This window comes from Friedmanniella luteola (genome assembly GCF_900105065.1).
Taxonomy (GTDB): domain Bacteria; phylum Actinomycetota; class Actinomycetes; order Propionibacteriales; family Propionibacteriaceae; genus Microlunatus; species Microlunatus luteolus.
The window spans coordinates 1004225-1027002 of the sequence record NZ_LT629749.1; the positions used below are offsets into that span (position 1 = coordinate 1004225).

General features: G+C 73.7%; 27 protein-coding genes. 11 read left to right on the forward strand and 16 right to left on the reverse strand.

From position 1 onward, the window contains the following. The first annotated feature begins 5 nt into the window (after positions 1-5). Positions 6-350, forward strand: coding sequence for a hypothetical protein (locus tag BLT72_RS04720; RefSeq protein ID WP_091410624.1), 345 nt, complete (start codon positions 6-8; stop codon positions 348-350). Positions 351-635: 285 nt separating this feature from the next. On the opposite strand, the gene BLT72_RS04725 is transcribed toward BLT72_RS04720, so the two are convergent. Next, positions 636-2144, reverse strand: a complete 1509-nt coding sequence (locus tag BLT72_RS04725; RefSeq protein WP_091410626.1) for a leucyl aminopeptidase — start codon at positions 2142-2144, stop codon at positions 636-638. A gap of 126 nt (positions 2145-2270) precedes the next feature. On the opposite strand from BLT72_RS04725, the gene gcvT reads away from it, so the two are divergent. After that, on the forward strand, positions 2271-3422 hold the full coding sequence (gene gcvT / locus BLT72_RS04730; RefSeq protein ID WP_231930552.1) for a glycine cleavage system aminomethyltransferase GcvT: 1152 nt from the start codon (positions 2271-2273) through the stop codon (positions 3420-3422). Beyond that, the gene (locus BLT72_RS04735) at positions 3419-3748 is read left to right on the forward strand and encodes a hypothetical protein (protein ID WP_157720298.1); all 330 of its coding nucleotides are present in this window, start codon (positions 3419-3421) and stop codon (positions 3746-3748) included. The genes gcvT and BLT72_RS04735 overlap by 4 nt, the downstream gene beginning before the upstream one ends. Here the strand turns inward: BLT72_RS04735 and BLT72_RS04740 are convergent. From BLT72_RS04740 to BLT72_RS04755, 4 genes are all read right to left on the reverse strand, one after another. Beyond that, positions 3745-4230 (reverse strand): NUDIX hydrolase, encoded by a 486-nt coding sequence (locus BLT72_RS04740; protein WP_091410630.1) that lies wholly within the window; start codon positions 4228-4230, stop codon positions 3745-3747. The genes BLT72_RS04735 and BLT72_RS04740 overlap by 4 nt on opposite strands. A gap of 33 nt (positions 4231-4263) precedes the next feature. Beyond that, the gene (locus BLT72_RS04745; RefSeq protein ID WP_091410632.1) at positions 4264-4479 is read right to left on the reverse strand and encodes a hypothetical protein; all 216 of its coding nucleotides are present in this window, start codon (positions 4477-4479) and stop codon (positions 4264-4266) included. A 3-nt stretch (positions 4480-4482) separates the two neighbouring features. Continuing rightward, the gene (locus BLT72_RS04750; RefSeq protein WP_091410634.1) at positions 4483-5496 is read right to left on the reverse strand and encodes an aldo/keto reductase family protein; all 1014 of its coding nucleotides are present in this window, start codon (positions 5494-5496) and stop codon (positions 4483-4485) included. Between the two features lie 106 nt (positions 5497-5602). Next, on the reverse strand, positions 5603-6169 hold the full coding sequence (locus BLT72_RS04755; protein ID WP_091410636.1) for a DUF3043 domain-containing protein: 567 nt from the start codon (positions 6167-6169) through the stop codon (positions 5603-5605). A gap of 157 nt (positions 6170-6326) precedes the next feature. On the opposite strand from BLT72_RS04755, the gene BLT72_RS04760 reads away from it, so the two are divergent. Together BLT72_RS04760 and pspAA are read left to right on the forward strand one after the other, a co-directional pair. Beyond that, the gene (locus BLT72_RS04760) at positions 6327-7160 is read left to right on the forward strand and encodes a PspA/IM30 family protein (protein WP_091410638.1); all 834 of its coding nucleotides are present in this window, start codon (positions 6327-6329) and stop codon (positions 7158-7160) included. Then, the gene (pspAA, locus tag BLT72_RS04765; RefSeq protein WP_091410640.1) at positions 7157-7441 is read left to right on the forward strand and encodes a PspA-associated protein PspAA; all 285 of its coding nucleotides are present in this window, start codon (positions 7157-7159) and stop codon (positions 7439-7441) included. Before BLT72_RS04760 ends, pspAA begins: the two co-directional genes overlap by 4 nt. A gap of 83 nt (positions 7442-7524) precedes the next feature. Here the strand turns inward: pspAA and nadA are convergent, their stop codons facing one another. Beyond that, positions 7525-8718, reverse strand: coding sequence for a quinolinate synthase NadA (gene nadA / locus BLT72_RS04770; protein WP_091410642.1), 1194 nt, complete (start codon positions 8716-8718; stop codon positions 7525-7527). A gap of 101 nt (positions 8719-8819) precedes the next feature. Between nadA and BLT72_RS04775 the strand changes: the two genes are divergently transcribed. Both BLT72_RS04775 and BLT72_RS04780 read left to right on the forward strand, forming a co-directional pair. Continuing rightward, entirely contained in the window at positions 8820-9902 is a 1083-nt protein-coding gene (locus tag BLT72_RS04775; RefSeq protein ID WP_091410644.1) for a glycerate kinase, read from the forward strand. Positions 9903-10050: 148 nt separating this feature from the next. Continuing rightward, the gene (locus BLT72_RS04780) at positions 10051-10389 is read left to right on the forward strand and encodes a HesB/IscA family protein (protein WP_245392081.1); all 339 of its coding nucleotides are present in this window, start codon (positions 10051-10053) and stop codon (positions 10387-10389) included. A 114-nt stretch (positions 10390-10503) separates the two neighbouring features. Here the strand turns inward: BLT72_RS04780 and BLT72_RS04785 are convergent, their stop codons facing one another. The 7 genes from BLT72_RS04785 to BLT72_RS04815 all read right to left on the reverse strand — a co-directional run bounded on the left by BLT72_RS04785 (position 10504) and on the right by BLT72_RS04815 (position 17041). After that, on the reverse strand, positions 10504-11307 hold the full coding sequence (locus BLT72_RS04785; protein WP_091410649.1) for a glycosyltransferase family 2 protein: 804 nt from the start codon (positions 11305-11307) through the stop codon (positions 10504-10506). A gap of 208 nt (positions 11308-11515) precedes the next feature. Further along, positions 11516-12583, reverse strand: coding sequence for an ABC transporter ATP-binding protein (locus BLT72_RS04790; protein ID WP_091410652.1), 1068 nt, complete (start codon positions 12581-12583; stop codon positions 11516-11518). Continuing rightward, on the reverse strand, positions 12580-13452 hold the full coding sequence (locus BLT72_RS04795) for an ABC transporter permease (RefSeq protein WP_231930332.1): 873 nt from the start codon (positions 13450-13452) through the stop codon (positions 12580-12582). Before BLT72_RS04795 ends, BLT72_RS04790 begins: the two co-directional genes overlap by 4 nt. Further along, positions 13449-14351, reverse strand: coding sequence for an ABC transporter permease (locus BLT72_RS04800; RefSeq protein ID WP_197677205.1), 903 nt, complete (start codon positions 14349-14351; stop codon positions 13449-13451). Before BLT72_RS04800 ends, BLT72_RS04795 begins: the two co-directional genes overlap by 4 nt. A 26-nt stretch (positions 14352-14377) precedes the next feature. After that, positions 14378-15496 carry an ABC transporter substrate-binding protein gene (locus BLT72_RS04805; RefSeq protein WP_231930333.1) on the reverse strand — a complete coding sequence of 373 codons (1119 nt, stop codon included), beginning with the start codon at positions 15494-15496 and terminating at the stop codon, positions 14378-14380. Between the two features lie 151 nt (positions 15497-15647). Further along, positions 15648-15887, reverse strand: coding sequence for a sulfurtransferase TusA family protein (locus BLT72_RS04810; RefSeq protein WP_231930335.1), 240 nt, complete (start codon positions 15885-15887; stop codon positions 15648-15650). Next, positions 15884-17041: a cysteine desulfurase family protein gene (locus tag BLT72_RS04815; RefSeq protein ID WP_231930337.1), complete on the reverse strand. Its 1158-nt coding sequence runs from the start codon at positions 17039-17041 to the stop codon at positions 15884-15886. The genes BLT72_RS04810 and BLT72_RS04815 overlap by 4 nt, the downstream gene beginning before the upstream one ends. A gap of 182 nt (positions 17042-17223) precedes the next feature. Here BLT72_RS04815 and ctaC point away from each other — a divergent pair, with 182 nt between their 5' ends. Genes ctaC through BLT72_RS04830 form a run of 3 tightly spaced genes read left to right on the forward strand, consistent with a single transcriptional unit; the run spans position 17224 to position 20260 of the window. Beyond that, complete coding sequence (gene ctaC / locus BLT72_RS04820; RefSeq protein ID WP_425349221.1) at positions 17224-18051, forward strand: aa3-type cytochrome oxidase subunit II; 828 nt, start codon at positions 17224-17226, stop codon at positions 18049-18051. After that, positions 18048-19868 carry an aa3-type cytochrome oxidase subunit I gene (gene ctaD, locus BLT72_RS04825; RefSeq protein ID WP_091410656.1) on the forward strand — a complete coding sequence of 607 codons (1821 nt, stop codon included), beginning with the start codon at positions 18048-18050 and terminating at the stop codon, positions 19866-19868. The genes ctaC and ctaD overlap by 4 nt, the downstream gene beginning before the upstream one ends. Further along, on the forward strand, positions 19865-20260 hold the full coding sequence (locus tag BLT72_RS04830; RefSeq protein ID WP_091410658.1) for a cytochrome c oxidase subunit 4: 396 nt from the start codon (positions 19865-19867) through the stop codon (positions 20258-20260). The genes ctaD and BLT72_RS04830 overlap by 4 nt, the downstream gene beginning before the upstream one ends. A 180-nt stretch (positions 20261-20440) precedes the next feature. Here BLT72_RS04830 and BLT72_RS23275 read toward each other — a convergent pair whose 3' ends face one another. From BLT72_RS23275 to BLT72_RS04845, 3 genes are read right to left on the reverse strand one after another with little or no spacing between them, the layout of a single operon-like run. Continuing rightward, positions 20441-21673, reverse strand: a complete 1233-nt coding sequence (locus BLT72_RS23275) for an RNA polymerase sigma factor (protein WP_091410661.1) — start codon at positions 21671-21673, stop codon at positions 20441-20443. Beyond that, positions 21670-22023: a YciI family protein gene (locus BLT72_RS04840; protein ID WP_091410663.1), complete on the reverse strand. Its 354-nt coding sequence runs from the start codon at positions 22021-22023 to the stop codon at positions 21670-21672. Before BLT72_RS04840 ends, BLT72_RS23275 begins: the two co-directional genes overlap by 4 nt. Then, complete coding sequence (locus BLT72_RS04845) at positions 22020-22382, reverse strand: YciI family protein (RefSeq protein WP_091410665.1); 363 nt, start codon at positions 22380-22382, stop codon at positions 22020-22022. Before BLT72_RS04845 ends, BLT72_RS04840 begins: the two co-directional genes overlap by 4 nt. Before the next feature lie 117 nt (positions 22383-22499). Between BLT72_RS04845 and BLT72_RS04850 the strand changes: the two genes are divergently transcribed. Further along, positions 22500-22772 carry a DUF2277 domain-containing protein gene (locus tag BLT72_RS04850; RefSeq protein ID WP_091410667.1) on the forward strand — a complete coding sequence of 91 codons (273 nt, stop codon included), beginning with the start codon at positions 22500-22502 and terminating at the stop codon, positions 22770-22772. Positions 22773-22778 lie beyond the last annotated feature (6 nt).

A 22778-nucleotide genomic window follows, 5' to 3' on the forward strand; every position in this document is an offset into this window, starting at 1 on the left:
GGACCATGGGTTGGTTGAACCGGACCGCGAGCCGGGTCAGGCGTGGCCGCAGCGTGGCCACCGGGAACCGGGTCGTCGACGACGCCGTCACCGCCCACCTCACCGAGTTCGCCCGGACCCGCCGCGGGGTCGAGGCCTACGTGGAGCCGCGCACCTCCGTCACCCAGGTGACGCTGCTGCTGGTCGCCTACGACGGCGAGTGGACCCGCCGGGTCGTGCCCTCGCCCGAGTGGGCGCACGCCTTCGCCGGTCACCTGCAGATCCCGGGCTACGACGCCGCCGTCGTCGGCTACCCGCAGCGGATGCGGGACTACAACACGCGCAACAAGCGGCACCCCGACCTCCGTTGAGCTCGGCCGGAAGACTTCTGCCCGCCGACCCATCCGATCGCCGCCCCGCTCCGAACCACGTCCAGGTGGTACGTCGACGTCGGAGTGGCCTGACACCTCTCCGGCGCCCAGGGGGTCGGCGTCCCACCCGCCGTGCCGGCGGGCGGTGTCGCTCATCAGGGATGGACTGAGCGCCACCAGGGCACCCGCCGGCACGGCTCCCGCCAGCCCGCGGGTGCTGAGGAACCCCCCCGCCGAACGGCCTGATCAGCGGCGGTTCCTCAGCACTCGCCCGCGTCCCGCCCGCTAGCGGCTCATCGCGCGGGCGAGGGCGATGAGGGTGCGGACGCCGACGCCGGTGCCGCCGGCGGAGACGTAGCCGTAGGGCTTGCCGTCCAGGAAGGCGGGTCCCGCGATGTCCAGGTGGGCCCAGGGGGTGCCCGTCTTCACGAACTCCCGGAGGAAGGCGGCCGCGACCAGCGCGCCACCGAAGCGGTCGCTGCCGGTGGACTTCAGGTCGGCCACCTTCGAGTCGAGCTTGCCGCGGGTCTCCCGGGGGATGGGCAGCTGCCAGAAGTCCTCGCCCGCCGCCTCGGCGGCGTCCAGCACGAGGTCGGCGGTCTCGTCGTCGGTGGCCATCAGACCGGCGGTGCGGTCGCCCAGCGCGACCATGCACGCGCCCGTCAGGGTGGCGACGTCGACGACGAGGTCCGGGTGGTCCTCGTTGGCGCGGGCCAGGGCGTCGGCCATCACCAGCCGGCCCTCGGCGTCGGAGTTGCCGTTCTCGACGGTCGTGCCGCCGTAGATCGTCAGCACGTCGGACGGGCGGTAGGCGGTGTCGGAGGGCAGGTTCTCCGCCAGCGCCCCGTAGGCCGTCACCTGCACCGGCAGCCCCAGCTTGGCGATGGCGTGCGTGGCGGCGAGCACCGCGGCGGCGCCGGCCATGTCGCACTTCATCGTGTACATGCTGTCGCCGGGCTTGAGGCTCAGGCCGCCCGAGTCGAAGGTGATGCCCTTGCCCACCAGGGCCAGGTGCCGCGTGGCGCCCTTGGGCCGGTAGCTGAGCCGCACCAGCCGCGGCGGGCGCGACGAGCCGCCACCGACCGCCAGCAGGCCGCCGTAGCCCCCCTTGACCAGGGCCGGGCCGTCCAGCACCTCGTAGCTGATCTTGCTGTCCTTGACCAGCGCCCGGACCTCCTCGGCCAGCGTCTCGGGGTACAGCAGGTTGGGCGGGATGTTGACCCACTCGCGGGCCGTCAGCACCGCGGCGGCCACCGTGGGCGCGGCCGTGGTGACGTCCTCGCCGTCGACGGTCGCGGTCGCCCCCGTGTGCAGGACGGTCACCGCCGTCACCGCCGGGGCCGGGGCCGGCTTGCCGCTCACCGGCGCGTAGCGGTAGACCCCGAGCAGCGCCCCCTCGGCGACCGCCTGCAGCTCGTCCACCGACGAGGTGCCGAACGCGAGGGCGGCGCGCAGCGGGCCGCCCTCCTCGGCGAGCGCCCCCAGGTAGGCGGTGCTGGCGCCGGCGGCGCGCCGCAGGTCCTCGGTGTCGGGCTCGCCCTCGCCGAGGCCCGTCACCACCAGCCGCGGTCCGCCGTCGACGGCCGGCAGGGTGCGCGTGCTGCCGGCGGAGGCCTTGGCCCCGACGGAGGCGGCCAGCTCGGCGACGCCGGTCCCGAGCTTGCGCTGGTAGGCCGCCTCGACCTCCTCGGGCAGGCCCTGCAGGCCCGACTCGGCCAGGCCGACGACCAGCACGTCGACCTCGCGCGGCAGACCGGCGGCGACGCTGAGGGAGGGGAGGACTGGAGTGCTCACGTACGACGTTCCTCTCGAGTGGTGCGGCGTCCGACCCGTCCGGCCGGCCGCGGTGCTCAGGCTAGCCGGGCGCTCTCGGGCTGTTGCGATAGGTTCGCCGGGACCGAGGACGAGGTGGAGGTGGCTGTGCGGGCCGACGGTGGGCAGGCTGACGAGGGGTCGCCGGCGACCGCGGGCACGGAGCTGCGGCGTTCACCGCTGCACGACCGGCACGTGCGGGCGGGGGCCAAGTTCGCGCCCTTCGGCGGGTGGTCGATGCCGCTGGAGTACGCCGGTGCCGGGGTGCTGGCCGAGCACGCGGCCGTCCGCACGGCGGTCGGGCTCTTCGACGTCAGCCACCTGGGCAAGGCGCGGGTCGCCGGGCCGGGCGCCGCCGCCTTCGTCAACCGCTGCCTCACCGCCGACCTCGACCGGATCGGTCCGGGCCAGGCGCAGTACACGCTGATCTGCGACGACGCCGGCGGCGTGGTCGACGACCTGATCGCCTACCTCGTCGGGCCCGAGGAGGTGTTCCTCATCCCCAACGCGGCCAACGGCGCGCAGGTCGTGGCCATGCTGCGCGCGGCCGCCCCGGAGGGCGTCGAGATCACCGACGAGCACGACGCCCACGCGGTGCTCGCCGTCCAGGGACCGCGCGCCGACGAGGTGCTCCGCGACGCCGGGCTGCCGGTCGGGCACGCCTACATGTCCTTCGCGGTCGTCGAGCACGCCGGCGCCCCCCTGATCGTCTGCCGGACCGGCTACACCGGTGAGCGCGGCTACGAGCTGGTGACGCCCTCGGCGGCGGCGCCGGCCGTCTGGGACGCCGTCGTCGCCGCCGGCGAGCCCCACGGGTTGCAGCTGGCCGGGCTCGGCGCCCGGGACACGCTGCGCACCGAGATGGGCTACCCGCTGCACGGCCAGGACCTCTCGCCGGTGATCACCCCGGTGCAGGCCCGGCTCGGCTGGGCCGTCGGCTGGAAGAAGCCGGAGTTCTTCGGCGCCGCCGCCCTCCGCGCCGAGAAGGAGGCGGGACCCAGCCGCGTGCTCCGCGGGCTGCGCGCCGTGGGTCGCGGCATCCCGCGCCCCGGCATGGTGGTCCGCGACACCGAGGGGGCGGCCGTCGGCCTCGTCACCTCCGGCACCTTCTCCCCGACGCTGAAGACGGGGATCGCGCTGGCCCTGCTGGACCCGCGGCTGGCCGACGGCGACGCCGTGACGGTCGACGTGCGGCAGCGCCGCGAGCAGTTCCTGCTGACCCGTCCGCCGTTCGTCGCCACCGGCGTCCGCGAGCCGTGAGCACCCCGGTGGTGCGCGGCCCCCGGCGCCGCGCGGTGCTCGCCCACGCCGTGGTCGTCCTGCTGGGCCTGCTGGTCCTGCTGTACCCGTTCACCGTCGGGGCCTCCCCGTCGGTGACCTGCCGCGGCACGGCGATGCGGCCGGGCGACGTCTGCGCCAAGGCCGGCGACTCCGGCACCCAGACCTACGAGCAGCGGGCGGCCGACGTCCGCAACGCGCGCCCGGTGATCGCGGTCGGCGGCCTGCTGCTGACCGGCTTCGGCGTCGTGCTGCTCGCCGGGGAGCTGCGCCGGCGCCCGGGCGCCGCGGCCGAGCAGCCCCGCTAGCGCTCGAACCGGGTCGGGCCGGTGCCGTCCAGGGCCGCGCGGATCCGCTGCTGCTGGCGCTCGTCCAGCGGCGGCAGCGCCGCCAGGTCCACCCAGGCCACCTCGGTGGACTCCTCGTCGCCCACCCGGGCCTCGCCGCCGACGTAGCGGCAGCGGAACACCGAGGTGAGGTACTGGCAGCGGTCCCCGTTCGGGTAGACCTGCTCGGGGTCGGCGACCAGCCACGCGAGGCGCTCGGCCACCGCGACCACGCAGGTCTCCTCGAGCAGCTCGCGCTCCATCGTGGTGGCCGGCTGCTCGCCCGGCTCGACGATGCCCGCCGGCAGGGACCACGCCGCGGTGTCGGAGCGCCGGACCAGCAGGAGGTGCCGGCGGCCGGGCTCCAGGTCGTCGCGCACGACCACGCCGCAGACCCCGGCCAGCAGCAGCAGGCCGTGCCCGTGGCCGCGGCGGAGCTCCAGGACGTAGGCGGGGGTCGGCACCCGTCGAGCCTAGGGGCGCCGACCCCTGCCGGGTCAGGCCGGGTCCAGGCCCATCGGCCCGTAGACCCGCCGGTCAGCCTCGTGCAGCGTCACGGCGCGCACGCCGCGCTCCCGCAGCTCGGGGTAGAACTCCCCGAGCCACGTCTCCGCCTCACCCTGGCTGGGGAACGTCCGGTCCAGCAGCCCCTCGCCGGGGTCGCGGTCGGCCGTCCAGTGCCAGGGGTGGGCGGGTGTGCTGCTCGCCGCCACGGCTCAGGTGAGCCGGGCGGTCGGCGAGGCCTGGCCCACCTGCGCGCCGTCGGCCTCGACGACGTCACCGAGGGCGTCGTCGATGCCCTGCAGCGTCTCGGCGGAGAGCTTCTTGCCGGCGGCCGCGGCGTTGTCGTGCACCTGCTCGGGCCGGGAGCCACCGGTGATCGCGGACGCGACGTTGTCGTTCTGCAGCACCCAGGCCACGGCGAGCTGGGCCATGCTCAGGCCCTCCGCCTCGGCCAGCGGGGCCAGCTGCTGGACGCGGGTGAGCACCTCGTCCTTGAGCGAGCCCTTGATGAAGTTGGCGCCGCCGCCGGCGGTGTCGGTGGCCCGGGAGCCCTCCGGCGCCGGCTGGCCCGGCTTGTACTTGCCGGTCAGGATGCCCTGGTCGATCGGGGAGAAGACCACCTGGCTGATGCCGAGCTCGCGCGAGGTCGGCACGACCTCGGCCTCGATGATCCGGTACAGCGCGTTGTACTTCGGCTGGTTGGAGATCAGCTGCACCCCCAGGTCCGCCGCCAGCGCGTGCCCGGCGCGGAGCTGGTCGGGCGTCCACTCGCTGACCCCGATGTACAGCGCCTTGCCGGCCCGCACCACGTCGGCGAACGCCTGCATCGTCTCCTCGAGCGGCGTCTCGTGGTCGTAGCGGTGCGCCTGGTAGAGGTCGACGTAGTCGGTGCGCAGCCGCTTCAGCGACGCGTTGATCGACTCCGCGATGTGCTTGCGTGACAGACCGGTGTCGTTCGGCCCCTTCGGGCCGGTGGGGAAGAAGACCTTGGTGAAGATCTCCAGGCTCTCCCGCCGCTCGCCGGCCAGGGCGTCGCCGAGGATCGTCTCGGCCTTGCCGTTGGCGTAGACGTCGGCCGTGTCGAACGTCGTGATGCCGGCCTCGAGGGCGGCCCGGACGCAGGCCGTGGCCTGGTCGGCCTCCACCTGCGAGCCGTGCGTCACCCAGTTGCCGTAGCTGATCTCGGAGACCTTGAGTCCGCTGTTGCCGAGATACCTGAACTCCATGCTTGACCTTCCGCGTCGAGGGCTGGGCGGCAGCGAGCCGCCCACCCCGACAGTCAACCGGGCGGCCCTGACACCCCTGCGGGCGGGTCTCCCCGACGCGCCCCCGTCAGTAGGTGTCGCCGCGCTTGAGGCGCGGCGCGGGCATCCGGAAGCGGCGGATCTGGATCGAGCGGTTGACGCCGTACATCAGCAGACCGCGGGTCGGCGTCCCCGGCATCCGCTCGGCCAGCACGCGCTTGAAGCCCCGCCACAGGAAGAAGCAGTCCACCAGCACCGCGAGGATGAAGACGTACATCAGGATGGTCGTGATGGCGCTGATGTTGGGGATGGCCACGGTGAGGAAGCTCAGCGCGAGGATGACCACGAGGCTGGGCAGCAGGAACTCACCGAGGCTGAACCGGGCGTCGACGTAGTCCCGCATCAGCGCCTTGTCCGGGGCGGCCTCGCGGGCGCTGAGCGTGCGCATCCGCTGCGTCCGGTTCTGCTGGGCCGAGGCCCGCCGGGCCTCCTTGGGGGTCAGCGTGCGGTTGACCCGCTCGCGCCGCGCCGCCTCCGCCTCGCGGCGGCTGGGGGTGGGCCGGTCCTTCTTCGCGCCCGCCGTCGGCGCGGGGGCCGGGGGCGGTGCCGTCGGGGTCGACTCGGTGCCCCCGCTGTTCCGTCGGAAGAGTGCCACCCCCGGATCCTCTCAGGGGTTTCCCCCGGAGACGAAACCCTGGCGCCGGGAGGGTTGCCGGGGCTGCGCCGCTGCGGAGGCGCGAGATACGGTGGGGCCCTGTGAGCGACGGTGTCGCCGCGGTACGGACAACCCGGGAAGGACCAGCTGACCCCCTATGAGCGGCATCTTTTCGCGCATCTCCATGATCTTCCGCGCCAAGACCGACCAGGCCCTGGACAAGATGGAGGATCCCCGCCAGACGCTGGACTACTCCTACCAGCGCCAGCTCGAGCTGCTGCAGAAGGTCCGCCGCGGGGTGGCCGACGTCGCCACCAGCCGCAAGCGGGTCGAGCTGCAGGCCACGCAGCTGAGCGGCCAGGCCGACAAGCTCACCCAGCAGGCGCAGAAGGCACTCGAGGTGGGCCGTGAGGACCTGGCTCGCGAGGCGCTCACCCGGCGCTCCGGGATCCAGCAGCAGATGACCGACCTGCAGACCCAGCACGCACAGCTGCAGGGCGAGGAGGAGAAGCTCACCCGGGCCAGCCAGCGGCTGCAGGCCAAGGTGGACGCCTTCCGCACCAAGAAGGAGACCATCAAGGCCTCCTACTCCGCCGCGGAGGCGCAGACCCGCATCAACGAGGCCTTCTCCGGCATCAGCGAGGAGATGGGCGACGTCGGCCTGGCCATCCAGCGGGCCGAGGACAAGACCCAGCAGATGCAGGCCCGGGCCGGCGCGATCGACGAGCTGCTGGCCAGCGGGGCGCTCGACGACCCGACGGGCACGGCGAAGGACGACATCACCCTCGAGCTCGAGCAGCTGGCCTCCACCAGCGAGGTCGAGGACGAGCTGGCCCGGATGCGGGCGTCGCTGCCGGCCGGCTCGGGCGGAGCCCAGCCGGCGATCACCGGCCAGCCGGCCGGTCAGGCGCAGCCCGTCCCGCCGGTGCAGGGCTACACCGCTCCCCAGACCCAGCCGGAGGCGCAGCCCGGAGCGGGGGACCTCCGATGATCGTCCGGATCCTCGGCGAGGGGCAGTGGCGGATCGAGGACGCCGTGGTGGCCGACCTCAACCGGCTCGACGACCAGGTCGAGGGTGCGGTCCGGACCGGTGACGCGGCCGAGCTCGAGCGCGCGCTGCACGCGCTGCTGGGCGAGGTGCGGACGCAGGGCCAGGTGGTGCCGGACGACGAGCTCTCGGACTCCGACCTCATCCTCCCGGCGGCCGACTCCACCCTGGAGGACGTGCGGGCGCTGCTCGACACGTCCGACGAGGGCCTGATCCCCGGCTGACATCGCAGCACCGACGACGACGACGAAGGCCGGCCCGGGCGCACCGGGCCGGCCTTCGTCGTCCCGGCGCCCGCCGGGGAGGCTCAGTCCTTGGCGGTCTCGCCCGGCAGCTCGAGCATCCGCTGCAGGGCGGCGAGGGCGAACCGCTCGGTCTCGGGGTCGACGGTGATCTGGTTGACCACCTGCCCGGCGGCGAGGTTCTCCAGCGCCCACACCAGGTGCGGCAGGTCGATCCGGTTCATCGTCGCGCAGTAGCAGACGTGCTGCTCGAGGAAGGTGATCTCCTGCTCCGGGTGCGCCCGGGCCAGCCGCTGCACCAGGTTGAGCTCGGTGCCGATGGCCCACCGGGACCCGGCGGGGGCGTGCTCGACGGCCTTGATGATGAACTCCGTTGAGCCGACGAGGTCGGCGGCGAGGACGACGTCGTGCTGGCACTCCGGGTGGACGAGGACCTGCACCCCGGGCACCCGCGCGCGGACGTCGTGGACGGCGTCCAGGGTGAAGCGGCCGTGCACCGAGCAGTGGCCCTTCCACAGGATCACCGTGGCCGCCCGCAGCTCCTCGGCGGTCAGCCCGCCGTCCGGCAGGTGCGGGTCGTACACGACGCAGTCCTCCAGCCCGAGCCCCAGCTCGAGCACCGCGGTGTTGCGGCCGAGGTGCTGGTCGGGCAGGAACAGCACCTTCTCCCCGCGGCCGAAGGCCCAGCGGAGGACCGAGGCGGCGTTGGAGGAGGTGCAGACGACGCCGTCGTGGCGGCCGCAGAAGGCCTTGATGTCGGCGGAGGAGTTCATGTAGGTCACGGGGACGGTGACGTCGGCGACACCGGCGTCGGCCAGCACGTCCCAGGCGTCCTCCACCTGCGCCAGCCGGGCCATGTCGGCCATCGAGCAGCCGGCGGCCAGGTCCGGCAGCACGACGGCCTGGCGGTCGGACGTCAAGATGTCCGCCGACTCGGCCATGAAGTGCACGCCGCAGAAGACGATGTACTCCGCGTCCGGGCGGGCGGCGGCCTCGCGGGCCAGCTTGAAGGAGTCACCGGTGACGTCGGCGAACTGGATGACCTCGTCGCGCTGGTAGTGGTGGCCCAGCACGAACAGCCGGTCGCCCAGGGCGGCCTTGGCCCGGCGGGCGCGCTCCACCAGGGCGGGGTCGGAGGCCGGCGGCAGCTCGCCGGGGCACTCGACGCCCCGCTCGGAGCGGGGGTCGGCCTCGCGGCCGAGGACGTGGAGCGACAGCGGTGTCGGCGTGCGGGCTCCTGCACGCGGGGTGGTGGTCACCACCGCAATCTACCGCCGGAGCGGGTGGCTGCCGTCGGCCGAGCGATGGGATCCGGCTCACAGCCGGCCGCCGCCGGCGGCTCGTCCCGTCGCCTGCCAGGATGGCCGCCGTGCGCGTCCTCGTCGCCGCCGACACCGTCGGTGCGCTCTCCAGCCGGCAGGCCGGGGAGGCGCTCGCGACGGGGTGGCCGCGGGCCAGGGTCGCCGTCGTCCCGCTGGGGACGGCCGGGGGCGGCTTCGTCCAGGCGGCCGCGGACCTGTGGGGCACCCGGACCGTGACCACCGGCCTGGACGGCGCCGTCGTCACCCGGGCGGACGGTCGCGAGGAGGTCGCGCTCCGGGTCGAGCAGGGCCCGCCGCCCGGCCCCGGGCTGCCGCTGGCGGCGACGTCGGTGCCGCTCGGGGCCGCGCTGGCCGCCCTGCTGGCCGAGCGCCGCCCGCGCCGCGTCCACGTCGACCTGACCGGGCTCGCGGTGCACGACGGGGGCGCGGGCCTGCTCGCCGCGCTCGGGGCGGAGGCCGACGTCGCGCTGGACGCCGGCGTCGCCGGTCTCACGGGGCTGAGCCGGCTGGACCTCCGCCCGGTGCGGGCGCGCCTGGGCGGCACCGAGCTGGTCGGTGTGGTGCCGGCTGACGCCCTCACCCTGCCGCTGCTCGGCCTGCGCGGCATCACCTCCCGCGGCCGCGACGCGGGGCTGGACCCGGCGGACCTGCTGCGCACGGACGCGGACCTGGAGCAGCTGGCCCGGCTGGCGGGGGAGGACCAGCCCGACGCCGGGCTGGGCAGCCGGCCGGGCGCCGGGGCGTGCGGTGGTCTCGGTCTCGCGGTCCTGGCGCTGGGCGGCCGGCTGGCCTCCGGGCCGGAGCTCGGGCTGGCCGCGGCCGCGCCCGGCGAGGGCCGTCCCGGCCCGGACCTGGTGGTCACCGCCTGCTCGGTCTTCGACTTCGCGGCACGCGGCGGGGGCGTGGTCGCCGCCGCGGCCGCCGCGGCGGCCGCGGCGCTGGCGCCCTGCGTGGTGGTCGCCGGCGAGGTGCTGATCGGCGCCCGCGAGATGCGGACGATGGGGGTGGAGGCGGCCTACGCCGTCCGCGAGACCACCGCGGACGTGCCCGCGGGCGGCGACGTCGGGGCGGCGGAGCTGGCGGCGACCGCGCACCGCGTCGGCCGCTCCTGGAGCTGGTGAGGACCGCCACACCGCTTGGACCGCCTCGGGGGCGGCTCTACACTGACTCGTGGGGAATAGCCGCGGCGAGCGTCCGGTTGTCCCCGCCGAGAGCGCCCAGACCAAGCGGGAGACGAATATGACGGCGACTGACCAGACCAACCTCGGGATGCCCACCGTGGCCGACGGGGTCCTGCTGACCGACGTGGCGGCCCAGAAGGTGAAGGCGCTGCTCGACGGCGAGGGCCGCGACGACCTCGCGCTGCGGGTGGCCGTGCAGCCCGGTGGCTGCTCGGGGCTGCGCTACCAGCTGTTCTTCGACGAGCGCAACCTCGAGGGCGACGTCGTCAAGGACTTCGGCGGCGTCAACGTGGTGACCGACCGGATGAGCGCGCCGTACCTGATGGGCGCCTCGATCGACTTCGTCGACACCATCGAGAAGCAGGGCTTCACGATCGACAACCCGAACGCGACCGGCTCCTGCGCCTGCGGCGACAGCTTCCACTGAGCGTCCGCGGCGCGCGCGCCGCGGCCACGAGCTGCAGAGCTCCCTGCCCCCACCGAGTCCGGGGACAGGGAGCTCTGTCGTTCCCGTCCCCGGGGCGGCGCCGGGCGACCCGGGTCACCGGGCGATCAGGTCCTGGACCAGGTCCGTGCGCGGGGCGAGCAGGGCGCGCTGCAGCGTGCGGCTGTGCTGCCGTCCGGCGCGCATCCGGCGGTGCTCGGCGGCGATGGTGCGCAGCACCCGGAAGCCGTCGCGGAAGGTGTTGAGGTTGCTCTCGCCGTGCACGCGGAGCTTCTCGACGCTGGGGACCTCGGTGATGCGGGCCCCGGCCGCGGCGAAGCGGCAGTTGATGACGGTCTCGATCTCGAACCCGTCGCCCCACAGCATGTGGCCGTCGAACGGCGCCGGGATCGAGACGTCGGGCAGCTCCAGCACGCCGACCAGGTCGCGCCAGAAGGCGTTGTAGCCGTAGCAGAGGTCGGTGAACCGGGTCCGGAAGCCGAGGTTGGCCACGAGGTTGAGGCCGTCGTTGCCCAGCTGACGGAGCCACGTGATGTCCTCGCTCCCTCCGCCGGCGGTGAACCGCGAGCCCTTGGCGAAGTCGGCGCCGTCGACGAGGGCCTGCACGAAGCGCGGGATCTCGGTCGGGTCGGCGGAGCAGTCGGCGTCGAACATCACGATGATGTCCCCGCTAGCGGCCAGGAAGCCGCAGGCCAGGGCGTTGCCCTTGCCCTTGCGGGTCTGGTGGACCAGCACCAGGTCGGGCCGGAGCGACCGGGCGACGGCGACGGTCCCGTCGCTGGAGTGGCCGTCGACGAGGACGATCTCGTAGGCGGCCGGCAGCTGCGGGAGCACGAGGCGGAGGTTCGCCGCCTCGTTCTTGGCGGGGATGACGATCGAGACGGTGGGGGCGCTGCTCATGGCGGGAAGGCTCCTGGGGATCGGGGGCCCGGCCAGCTGGCCGGGTGCTCGAAGCCTCGCCCGGCGACCTCTGGCGGCCCTCGGGCTCCCCGCCGGTCCTCCTCAGATGTCCCTCAGTTACCTCCGGGCCCGGCTCCCGGCCCGCGTGACGCGTCCTGAGCCGGCAGCGCGGATCCTGAGGGAGGTGCGCTGCGGCCGCTGAGGGAGCTCAGACGACGGCGACCAGCAGCCCGGCGGCGTCCACCCGGACGTCGACGGCCGCACCCTCCGCGAGCCCCGCCGCGGCCGAGCCGGGCAGCAGCACGACCAGCTCGGTGCCCTCGGCCGTCCGCACCCGCGCCCGGGACACCGCCCCCTGGAACGAGACCGCGACGACCCGGGCCGACCCCGTCGGGGTCCGCTCCAGCTGCAGCTGCTCAGGGCGGACCAGGGCCACGCCCCGGCCCCGCCCCAGCGATCCCTCGAGGGCGGGCAGCGTCGCGCCGAGCACGTGGACGCGCCCGTCGACCACCTCCGCCGGCACCCGGTTCATCAGCCCCACGAAGTCGGCGACGAAGGCGCTCCGGGGCTCCGCGTAGAGCACCTGCGGGACGTCCAGCTGCTCCAGCCGGCCCGCGTTCATCACCCCGACGCGGTCGGCCATGGCCAGCGCCTCGTCCTGGTCGTGGGTGACGAACAAGGTGGTGGTGCCCACCTCCAGCTGCACCCGGCGGATCTCGTCGCGCAGCTGGGCGCGGACCTTGGCGTCGAGGGCCGACAGCGGCTCGTCGAGCAGCAGCACCGACGGCTGGAAGGCCAGCGCGCGGGCCAGTGCCACCCGCTGCTGCTGGCCGCCGGAGAGCTGGCTGGCGTACCGGTCGGCCTGCGCGGCGAGACCGACGAGCTCCAGCATCTCCAGCGCCCGGGTGCGCCGCTGGCCGGCCCGCACGCCCCGCAGCTTCAGGCCGAACTCGACGTTGGCCCGCGCGGAGAGGTGGGGGAACAGCGAGTAGGCCTGGAAGACCATGCCCATGTCGCGCTTGTTCGCCGGCACCGCGGTGAGGTCGCGGCCGCCGACCACCACCCGGCCCGCCGTCGGCTCCTCCAGCCCGGCGAGGATGCGGAGCGCCGTCGTCTTCCCGCAGCCCGACGGTCCGAGCAGGGCCACCAGCTCCCCGGGCGCGAGGGTGAGGCTGAGGCCGTCGAGGGCCCGGACCTCGCCGTAGCGGCGGTGCAGGTCCTCCAACCGGACCTCCACCGAGCCCTGCTCGGTCGACGGTCGGGGTGCGGCGGTCATCGGGGCTCCTCGGACGGGGTGGGGGCGGCGGTGCCGGTCGGCGTCGGGGCGACCGCGGTCGCGACGACCCCGCCGCCGGACCGGCGTCGACCGCTGACGAACGACAGGCCCACCAGCAGCAGGGCGGCCACCAGGATGGAGGCCAGCGACGCGGCCACCGACTCCTGGGCGTTCGCCTTGCTCTGCAGCGCGATGGCGACCTGCAGGGTGTCGAAGTTCAGCAGCGAGGCGAAGGTGTACTCGCCCAGCACCAGGGCGATGGAGATGAACGACGCCGAGACCAGCGCCGTCCTGATGTTGGGCACGACGACGCGGACGATGACGGTCCACCAGCCGGCCCCCAGGCTGCGTGCCGCCTCGGCGAGCGTGGTGACGTCGATCGCCGCGAGACCGGCGTCCAGGGCGCGGTAGGCGTAGGGCAGCACCAGCACGACGTAGAGGAACGCGAGCCAGCTGGGGGTGTCGCCGAACAGGTAGGACAGCCAGGCGGTGACGTTGGTGAGCCCGACGATGATGACCAGCGGCGGCACCGTCAGGGGCAGCAGGCAGAGGAACTCCACGGTCCGGCCCAGCCGCGGCACCCGCAGCCGCACCCAGACCAGGGTGGGGACCAGCAGCACCAGCATCCCGACGACGGTGAGCAGCGAGAGCAGCAGCGACGTGCCGATCGCGTCCCGCAGCAGCGGGTCGGCGACCAGCAGCGCCCAGGCGGACCCGGTCCGGCCGCCGCCGTTGAAGACGCGGGTGCTGAAGTCCAGCATCGACAGCAGCGGGACGACGAAGAAGGCGCCGGTCAGCACGAGCACGGTGACCCGGAAGACCTGCAGCCGGGTCCGTGCCGCCCGGCGCGGCGAGCGCCCGGCGCTCACCCGAGCCACCGGGCGGTGCGCCGGACCAGCAGGCTGTAGCCGGTCATCACCAGGGCGACCACGACGACCATCTCCAGGGCCAGCGCGTAGGCGAAGTTGGCGTGGCCGAGGACGACCTCGCTGGTCAGCGCGGAGCGGATCCACAGCGGGATGATCGGGTTGCCCTGGCTGACGAGGGCGGCGGCGGTCGCGTACGCGGCGAACGCGTTGGCGAACAGCAGCAGCAGCGAGCCGAGGAAGGCCGGTGTCAGCAGCGGCAGGCCCACCAGCCGCCAGTACTGCCAGGTGCTGGCGCCCAGGTTCTCGGCCGCCTCCCGCCACTGCACGCGGATGCCGTCCAGGGCCGGCAGGAAGACGATGACCATCAGCGGGATCTGGAAGTAGGCGTAGACCAGCACCAGCCCCCGCAGGCTGAAGAGCCAGGTGCTGCTGGTCAGGCCGGTGCCGAGGTTGGCGTCGAGCCAGACCGACAGCACGCCGGAGATCCCCAGGGTGGCGATGAACGCGAACGCCAGCGTGACGCCGCCGAACTGGGCCAGCACCCCGCAGACGCTGGTGACCAGCCTCCGGAGGGCGCCGTCGGCGGGTCCGGTCACCACGGCGTAGGCGAGCAGCGCGCCGACCACCCCGCCGATCACGGCGGTCACCGCCGACAGCACCAGGCTGGCGGCCAGCGACCTCAGGACGGCGGGGTCGGCGAGGTCGCCGATCACCGCCAGGCTGGGTCGGCCGTCCTCGACGAAGGCGCCGACGACCACCGTCAGCGTCGGGACGACCAGGAAGACCACGAGGTAGGCGAGGAACGGCACCACCCCGAGCACGGGCAGCGCCCGGGCGACCACCGGGCGCCGGGTCGGCGCGGTGGCCGGGCCCGGGGCCGGGGCGGGGACGGCGCTCATCGCCGTTCCCGGGTCGGGCCGCCCACTCAGCCGGTCACCTTCGCCCACTCCTGGCTCAGCAGCTCCGACGCCTTCGTGCTCTGCTCGGCGGTCAGCAGCACCGGGGTGCCCGAGACCTCCGGCAGCTTGGCGTAGGCGGCGGCGTCGAGGGTGCCTGCCTCCTGCATGGCGTCGGCGCGCACCGGGCGTGCACCACCGCCGAGGTAGAGGTTCTGGCCCTCGTCGGAGTACAGGAACTCCTGCCACAGCCGCGCGGCCGCCGGGTGCGGGGCGTCCTTGTTGATCGCCTGGTAGTAGTAGCCGCCGACCTGGGCGTTCTCCGGCACCACCACCTTCCAGCTGGAGAGCTTGGACGTCACCGCGGCGTTGGTGTAGTCCCAGTCGATGACGACCGGGGTCTGACCGGACTCGATGGTGGCCGGGGTGGGGTCGACGGGCAGGAAGTTGCCGGCGTCGGCCAGCTTGCCGAAGAACGAGATGCCCGGCGCGATGTCGTCGGCGGAGCCGCCGGTGGCCACGGACGCCATGACCACGCCGCTGAAGGCGGCGCCGGCCGTGGTCGGGTCGCCGTTCAGCGCGACCTTGCCCTTGAGCTCGGGCTCCAGCAGGTCCTCGACGCTGGTGATGTCGGGCACCTTGGCCGCGTCGTAACCGATCGACATGTAGCCGCCGTAGTCGTTCACCCAGGTCCCGTCCGGGTCCTTGAAGGCGGCGTCGACGGAGTCGAACGTGGCGACCTTGTAGGGCGCGAACATCGCGGTGTTGGCCAGCGCGACCGACTGGCCGAGGTCGAAGACGTCTGGCGCCCGGTCGGTCCCCTTGAGCTGGGTGGCGGCGTTGATCTCCTCCTGGCTGTTCGCGTCCGGCTGGGCCGACTTGACCTCGATGCCGTACTTCGTGCCGAAGGCCTTGATGATGTCGTCGTAGTTCGCCCAGTCCGGCGGCAGGGCGATGACGTTGAGCGTCCCCTCCGCCTTGGCCGCGGCGACGAGGGCGTCCATCCCGCCGAGGGCCTCGGCGGAGGTCGCGCCCGCGGCGCCGGAGGAGGACGACGACGGCTCGGCGGCCGGCGGGGCGCAGCCGGCCCCGGCCAGGACCAGGCCGGCCACGGCGGCGGCGACGATGCTGGTGCGGATTCTGTTCACGGCTTCCCCTCGATCGAGCTGAGCTGGAGCGGGGCGGAGGACGCCCTGCTGGGTCCAGCGTGGCACGCGCCGACCGGACCGGCAGCGGGGCCTGCTGCCCCGTCCGGGGAGTTCACCGAGATGTCGCCTGCCCGGGGTGTCCCGGTGGGAGTCAGCGGTCGCGGCGGACCTCGAAGGCCGGCGGCGCGCTCCGCACCAGCGTCTGCCCGCGCATCCGGCACCAGGCGGCGACGTCCGGGGCCGCGGCCGGGTCGTCGGCCAGCAGCCGGAGCACCCCGCCGAGCGGCAGCGCGGGGAGCCGGCCGGCCAGGGCGATCACCGGCAGCGGGCAGCGCTGGCCCCGGCAGTCCAGCTCCTCCACCTGCGCGCTCGAGCCGGGCTGCGCGCTCACCGCGGGCTCCCGGGGGCGCCGAGGGTGGCGCGGATGCGCGCCACGACGTCGGGCAGCACGGCGAGGAACGCCTCCACCTGCCCGGCGGTGCTGCGGCGGGTCAGCCCGATCCGCACGTTCCCGTGCGTGAGCAGACCCATCGCGGCCAGCACGTGCGACGGGTGCTCGCTGTTCGCGCTGCAGGCCGAGCCGCTGGTGACGGCGAAACCGGCCCGGTCGAGCTCCAGGGTCAGGGTCTCCCCGTCCACGTAGAGGGCGGAGAAGGTGAGCAGGTGCGGGACCCGGTCCACCGGGTCGCCGGCCACCTCGACGTCGGGGACGCCGGCGAGGACCCCGGCCCGCAGCCGGTCGACCAGGCCCCGCTGGCGGTCCCCGACCGCCCGGCCGGACCGCAGCCAGACCTCGAGCGCGGCGGCCGCGGCGTGGATCGCGGGGACGTCGGGCGGCCCCGGCCAGCGCCCGGCCTGGTGGTCGTCGGTGAGGTAGGGGGCGCGCCAGCGGGCACCCTTGCGCAGCACCAGGACGCCGACCGACGGCGGTCCACCGAAGGCCTGGGCGCCGGCGGTCAGCACCGTCCCGGCGGGCAGGTGCCGCAGGTCCAGGCGGCCCAGCGCGGTCGACACGTCGAGGACCAGCGGCACCCCGGCGGCGGCACAGGCCTCGGCGGCCGCGTCGACCGGCTGCCGCGTGCCCACCTCGTGGTTCGCCACCGCCAAGCAGGCCAGCGCCACCCCCGGGGCGGCCACGGCGGCCCGCCAGCGCTCCAGGTCCAGGTGGCCGTACCGGTCGACGGGCACCCCGACGCGCCGGCCGGCTGCATCCGCGGCGCTCAGCACGGAGGAATGATCGATCGTGCTCGTCACGACGACCTCTCCCACCCGGCGACGCCCTCGCGCCAGCCCGGCGACGGCGGCGTGAGCGGCGTGCACACCCGACGCCGGGAACACGACCTCGTCGGGGCGGGCGCCGAGGGCGTCCGCCACGGTCTGCCGGGCCGCGTCCAGGGCCTGGGCGGCCAGCCGTCCGGGACGGTGCAGCTGGCCCGGGTCACCCCAGCCGGACGCCTGCGCGGCGAGCCAGGCCTGCTGCGCCTCGGGCAGCACCGGCTCCGCCGTGGACGCGTCCCAGAACACCTCGGTCACCGGCTCCGCCACACGCCGAAACCTACGCCCCCGCCGACTCGGCGGCCCTCTCCGACTGGGTTAGGGTGACCACGGAGGATCGGGGGCGAGCCGCGTGCCCGCCGCTCCCCGCTCTTCCCCTGATGCACAGCTTCGACGAAAGGCACGACGTGGTCACCAGCCAACGGCCTGGCCGGCGGACGAGGACGCGCGTGGTGGCGTCAGCCGCCACGGCCGCCCTGCTGTTCCTGGCCGGGTGCTCCGCGGACACGACGGCTCAGCTCAAGCGGATCGGGCTGCCCGAGGCCGCGAGTGACCGCGCCCCGGCGATCGGGGACCTCTGGATCGGCAGCTGGATCGCCGCCGGGATCGTCGGCGTGTTCGTGTGGGGCCTGATCGGCTGGGCGGTGATCAAGTACCGCTCCGACAACAACGACATGCCCAAGCAGAACCGCTACAACCTGCCGATGGAGATCTTCTACACCACGGCCCCGTTCGTGATCATCGGCGTGCTGTTCTACTACACGATCCTCGCGCAGAACACGGTGACGGCCCGCAGTGCCGAGCCCGAGGTGACCGTCAACGTCACGGCGCAGAAGTGGTCGTGGGTCTTCAACTACAAGTCGGCGGACAACCCCGACGTCGGCGAGGACGTGTGGGAGGGCGGCACCATCCAGCAGACGCCCGACCTCTACCTGCCGGTGGGTAAGAGCGTCCGGTTCAACCTCCGCGCGGCCGACGTCAACCACTCGTTCTGGGTGCCGTCGTTCTACTACAAGCTCGACGTCGTCGCCGGGCGCAACAACAACTTCGAGATGACCCCCACCAAGGAGGGCGTCTTCCGCGGCAAGTGCGCCGAGCTGTGCGGGACGTACCACTCGGCGATGCTGTTCAACGTGCACATCGTCTCCGAGGAGGAGTACGAGGCGCACCTCCGCGGTCTCGCCGAGGCGGGCAACATCGGTGAGGCCCGCGGCCCCAAGGACGTCGACCCGCAGGGCGAGGCCAAGCAGGACCAGGGAGAGGAGGTCGGCCAGCGATGACCACCTTGCAGCGCACGGCCACGACCAGCGAGATCGCCGCACCCACGCGCCAGCTGGGGACGCTCTCGTGGAAGTGGATCACCACCACCGACCACAAGCTGATCGGCAACCTCTACTTCATCACCTCGATGGGCTTCTTCCTGCTGGGCGGGGTGCTGGCGCTGGGCATCCGGGCCGAGCTGGCCTTCCCGGGGCTGCAGTACCTGTCGCGGGAGACCTACAACCAGTTCTTCACCATGCACGGCACGATCATGCTGCTGCTGTTCGCGACGCCGCTGTTCGCCGGGTTCGCCAACGCGATCATGCCGCTGCAGATCGGCGCGCCCGACGTGGCGTTCCCGCGGCTGAACATGCTGTCGTACTGGCTGTACCTCTTCGGCGGCCTGGTCACGGTCTCGGGCTTCCTGTCCCCGTCGGGCGCGGCCAGCTTCGGCTGGTTCGCCTACACCCCGCTGAGCGACTCGGTGAACTCCCCGGGCGTCGGCGGTGACCTGTGGATCATGGGCCTGTACATGGCGGGTCTGGGCACGATCCTCGGTGCGGTGAACTTCGTCACGACGATCCTCTGCATGCGGGCGCCCGGCATGACCATGTTCCGCATGCCGATCTTCACCTGGAACATCCTGGTGACCTCGATCCTCGTGCTGATCGCCTTCCCGATCCTGGCGGCCGCGCTGCTGGTGCTGGAGGCGGACCGGACGCTCGGGGCCCACGTCTTCGACGCCGCGAACGGCGGTCCGATCCTGTGGCAGCACCTGTTCTGGTTCTTCGGGCACCCCGAGGTGTACATCATCGCGCTGCCGTTCTTCGGCATCATCACCGAGATCCTGCCGGTGTTCAGCCGCAAGCCGATCTTCGGCTACGTCGGCCTGGTCGGTGCGACGCTGATGATCGCCGCCCTCTCGGTAGCGGTCTGGGCCCACCACATGTACGTGACCGGTGCGGTGAACCTGCCGTTCTTCTCCTTCATGACGTTCCTCATCGCGGTGCCGACGGGAGTCAAGTTCTTCAACTGGATCGGCACGATGTGGGGCGGCAACATCGCCATGCGGACGCCGATGCTGTGGGCGATCGGCTTCCTCACCACGTTCCTGTTCGGTGGCCTCACCGGCGTCATCCTCGGCAGCCCGCCGCTGGACTTCCAGCTCTCGGACTCCTACTTCGTCGTCGCGCACTTCCACTACGTCGTGTTCGGCACCGTGGTGTTCGCGATGTTCGCCGGGTTCTACTTCTGGTGGCCCAAGTTCACCGGCCGGATGCTGGACGAGACGCTGGGCAAGATCCACTTCTGGCTGCTGTTCATCGGCTTCCACGTGACCTTCCTGGTCCAGCACTGGCTCGGGGTGGAGGGCATGCCCCGGCGCTACGCCGACTACCTGCCGAACGAGGGCTTCACGGTCCTCAACCAGGTGTCCTCGGCCGGCGCGTTCCTGCTCGGCGCCTCGATGATCCCGTTCTTCTGGAACGTCTGGAAGTCGCGCAACGCCCCGCTCGTCAACAACGACGACCCGTGGGGCTGGGGCCGGTCGCTGGAGTGGGCGACGTCGTCGCCCCCGCCGCGGCACAACTTCAGCTCCATCCCGCGGATCCGCTCCGAGTCCCCGGCCTTCGACCTGCACCACCCCGAGGTCGCCCTCAGCGAGTACGAGGGCACCTCGGGCAAGATGTTCGAGGACAGCATGGTCGACTCCCCGGACGACAGCGGTCGCGCCGAGGAGCTCAAGGCCCGCGTGGAGGGGACGACGGACGACCCGGCGGCCCACCACGAGCGCGGCAACCCCAGCCAGTCCCCGCGTCCTGAGGACGGTCGTCTGTGAAGATCGGTTCGCTCATCTTCTTGGCCCTCATGGCCTTCTACGCGGTGATCACGCCGGTGTACTGGATCCTGTCCCACGACTACACGGGGACGACGGCGCTGACGCTGACGTTCTTCCTCACCCTGATGATCGCCGGCTACCTCGGCCTCGTCTCCCGGCGCCTGGACCGGGCCCCGGAGGACAAGCGGGGCGGCGAGATCGCGGAAGGCGCCGGCGAGCTCGGCTTCTTCCCGCCGCAGAGCAAGTGGCCGCTGTTCGTCGCGCTGACCGCGACCCTGGTCTTCCTCGGCCCGGTGTTCGGCTGGTGGCTGACGATCCTCGGCTTCGGCTTCGGGGCGGTCAGCATCACGGGCCTGCTGTACGAGTTCTACCGCGGGGACCACGCGCACTGAATTGTTCTTGAGCTGCGCTCGCGCTGGGGGTGCTGAAGACCTGAACCGGAGAGGGCCGGGACGAGACGAAGAACGTGTCTCGTCCCGGCCCTCTCCGGTTCAGGCCGCACCCCTCCGACGCTCGCGCCGCGTCCTTGGTCCCTGAGCCTCGTCCTTCCGTCCCCGAGCTCGTCGAGGGGCTCAGCCCAGCTCGTCCCTCCGGCGTTCGAGGTGGGCGCGTTCGGCCGCGTTGGCGCAGTGGGTGAGGGCTTCGGTGAAGGCGGTGCGAGCCTCGTCGGGGCGGCCGGCGCGGGTGAGGAGCTCGGCGCGGGCGGCGGGGAGGCGGTGGCCCGGGAGGTCGAGGGTGTCCAGCAGGGCCAGGCCGGCCAGGGGGCCGTCGGCTTCGGCGACCGCGACGGCGCGGTTCAGGCGGACGACCGGGGAGCCGGTGAGGGCCTCCAGCTCGGCGTAGTGGGTGGCGATCCGGGCCCAGTCGGTGTCCGCGGCCGTCCGCGCCACGGCGTGCTCGGCGGCGATCAGGGCCTCGAGCAGGGCGGGCCGGGCGGGGGCGTGCACCTGGGGGAGCAGCAGGTCGAGCGCCTCGGCGGCCTCGGCGGCGTGCCAGCGGGACCGGTCCTGGTCGGGGAGCAGGACGAGCCGGCCGTCCACCACGCGCGCGTCGCGCCGCGCGTGCTGCAGCAGCATGAGCGCCAGCCGGGCGTCGAGGTCGTCGGTGCCCGGGGAGCCGGGGGTGACCAGGGTGCGGACCAGCCGGAGCAGCCGGATCGCCTCGGCCGCCAGGGCCGGGCGCAGGACCTCGGAGCCGGAGGTCGGGGCGTAGCCGGCCGTGAAGGCCAGGTAGGCGACGTCCGCCACGACCCGCAGCCGCTCGCGCAGCTCGGGCCCGGGCGGGAGTGCGAACGGCTGGCCGGCCAGCCGTTTGCGGGTCCGGGTCAGCCGGGCGGCCATCGTCGGCGTGCTCACCAGGAACAGCCGGGCGATGTCCTCGGTCGGCACGCCGAGCACCAGCCGGAGCGTCAGGGCGGCGGCGGCTTCGGGGACCAGCCGGGGCGACGCGCAGAGCAGGACCAGCCGGAGCCGTTCGTCCAGCACCGGCTCCCCGTCGTCGGCCATCACCCGCTGCGCCTGCTGCTGCAGCGCAGCCTCGACGGCCAGCACCGGGAGGCGGCGCGCCGCGACCGCCTCGGCCCGCAGCCGGTCGAGGACCCGCCGGCGGGCTGCGGTGAGCAGCCACGCCGGCGGGTTGAGGGGGACCCCGTCCTCCGGCCAGGTGCGGGCCGCCGCCTCGAAGGCGTCGGCCAACCCGTCCTCCGCCAGCTCCAGCCGTCGGTACTGCGCGACCAGCAGGGCCAGCAGGCGTCCCCACTCGGACCGCCAGACGTCCGCCAGGACGGCCGCCCCGTCACCGCTCACCCCGCGTCGATCTCCACCGCCGGACGCACCTCGATGGTGTAGCCGGCGGGCAGCAGCCGGCAGAGGTCGACGGCGGTGCCGACGCTGTCCACGTCGAGCAGGTAGAACCCGCCCAGCTGCTCCACGGTCTCGGCGTAGGGCCCGTCGGTGACCTGCCGCTGCCCGTCGACCGTGCGCAGCGTCCGGGCCTCCGACGTGCGCGCCAGCGCCTCGCCGCCCACGATCGATCCGCGGTCCGCGACCGCCGTCGAGAAGCTGTCGTGGGCGGCGAACACGGCCGTCCGCTCGGCCTCGGTCGCCCGGTCCCAGGCGTCCGGGTCGGTCTCGGTCAGCAGCACCAGGACCTTCACGGGGCGCTCGTCCCGCCCGCGGTGGGCCGCACCTCGACGGCGCCGTCGCCGTCGGCCAGCAGGCCGGCCACCTGCAGCAGGTCGTCGAGGTCGTCGGTGCGCACCAGGTAGAAGCCCGTCAGCTGCTCGGCGCTCTCCGCGTAGGGGCCCTCGGTGACGGCCACGGCGTCCCCCGTCCGCCGCACCACCCACGAGTGGCGGCTGTGCACGAGCTCGGCGCCGCCCGTGACCCTGTGCCCGCGCTCCTCGAGGCGCTGGGCGAACGCGCGGTGCACCGCGTACACCGCCTCACGCCGCTCGGGGGTGCTCTGCTCCCAGGCGTCCTCGTCGCCGGGCAGCAGGATCGCGTACTCCGTCATGTCGGGTCCCTCTCGTCGTCGGAAGTCTGTCACTGCGATGACGGGCGGTCCGGCCCCGGATCGACAGCGGTGCGCGAGCTCTTCTGGCCGCCGGTCCCGCCCACTATCGTTCCAGCCATGTGCCGCAACATCCGACCGCTGAACAACTTCGACCCGCCGGCCTCCTCGAGCGAGGTGCACGACGCCGCCCTGCAGTACGTGCGGAAGATCGCCGGGGTCACCAAGCCGTCGAAGGCGAACGAGGAGGCGTTCGAGCGCGCGGTCCACGACATCGCGCACGCGACCGAGCACCTGCTCGCCGACCTGGTCAGCCACGGGCCGGCGAAGAACCGCGAGGAGGAGGCGGCGAAGGCGCGCGCCCGCTCCGCCAAGCGGTTCGCGTCCGCCTGACCGCCG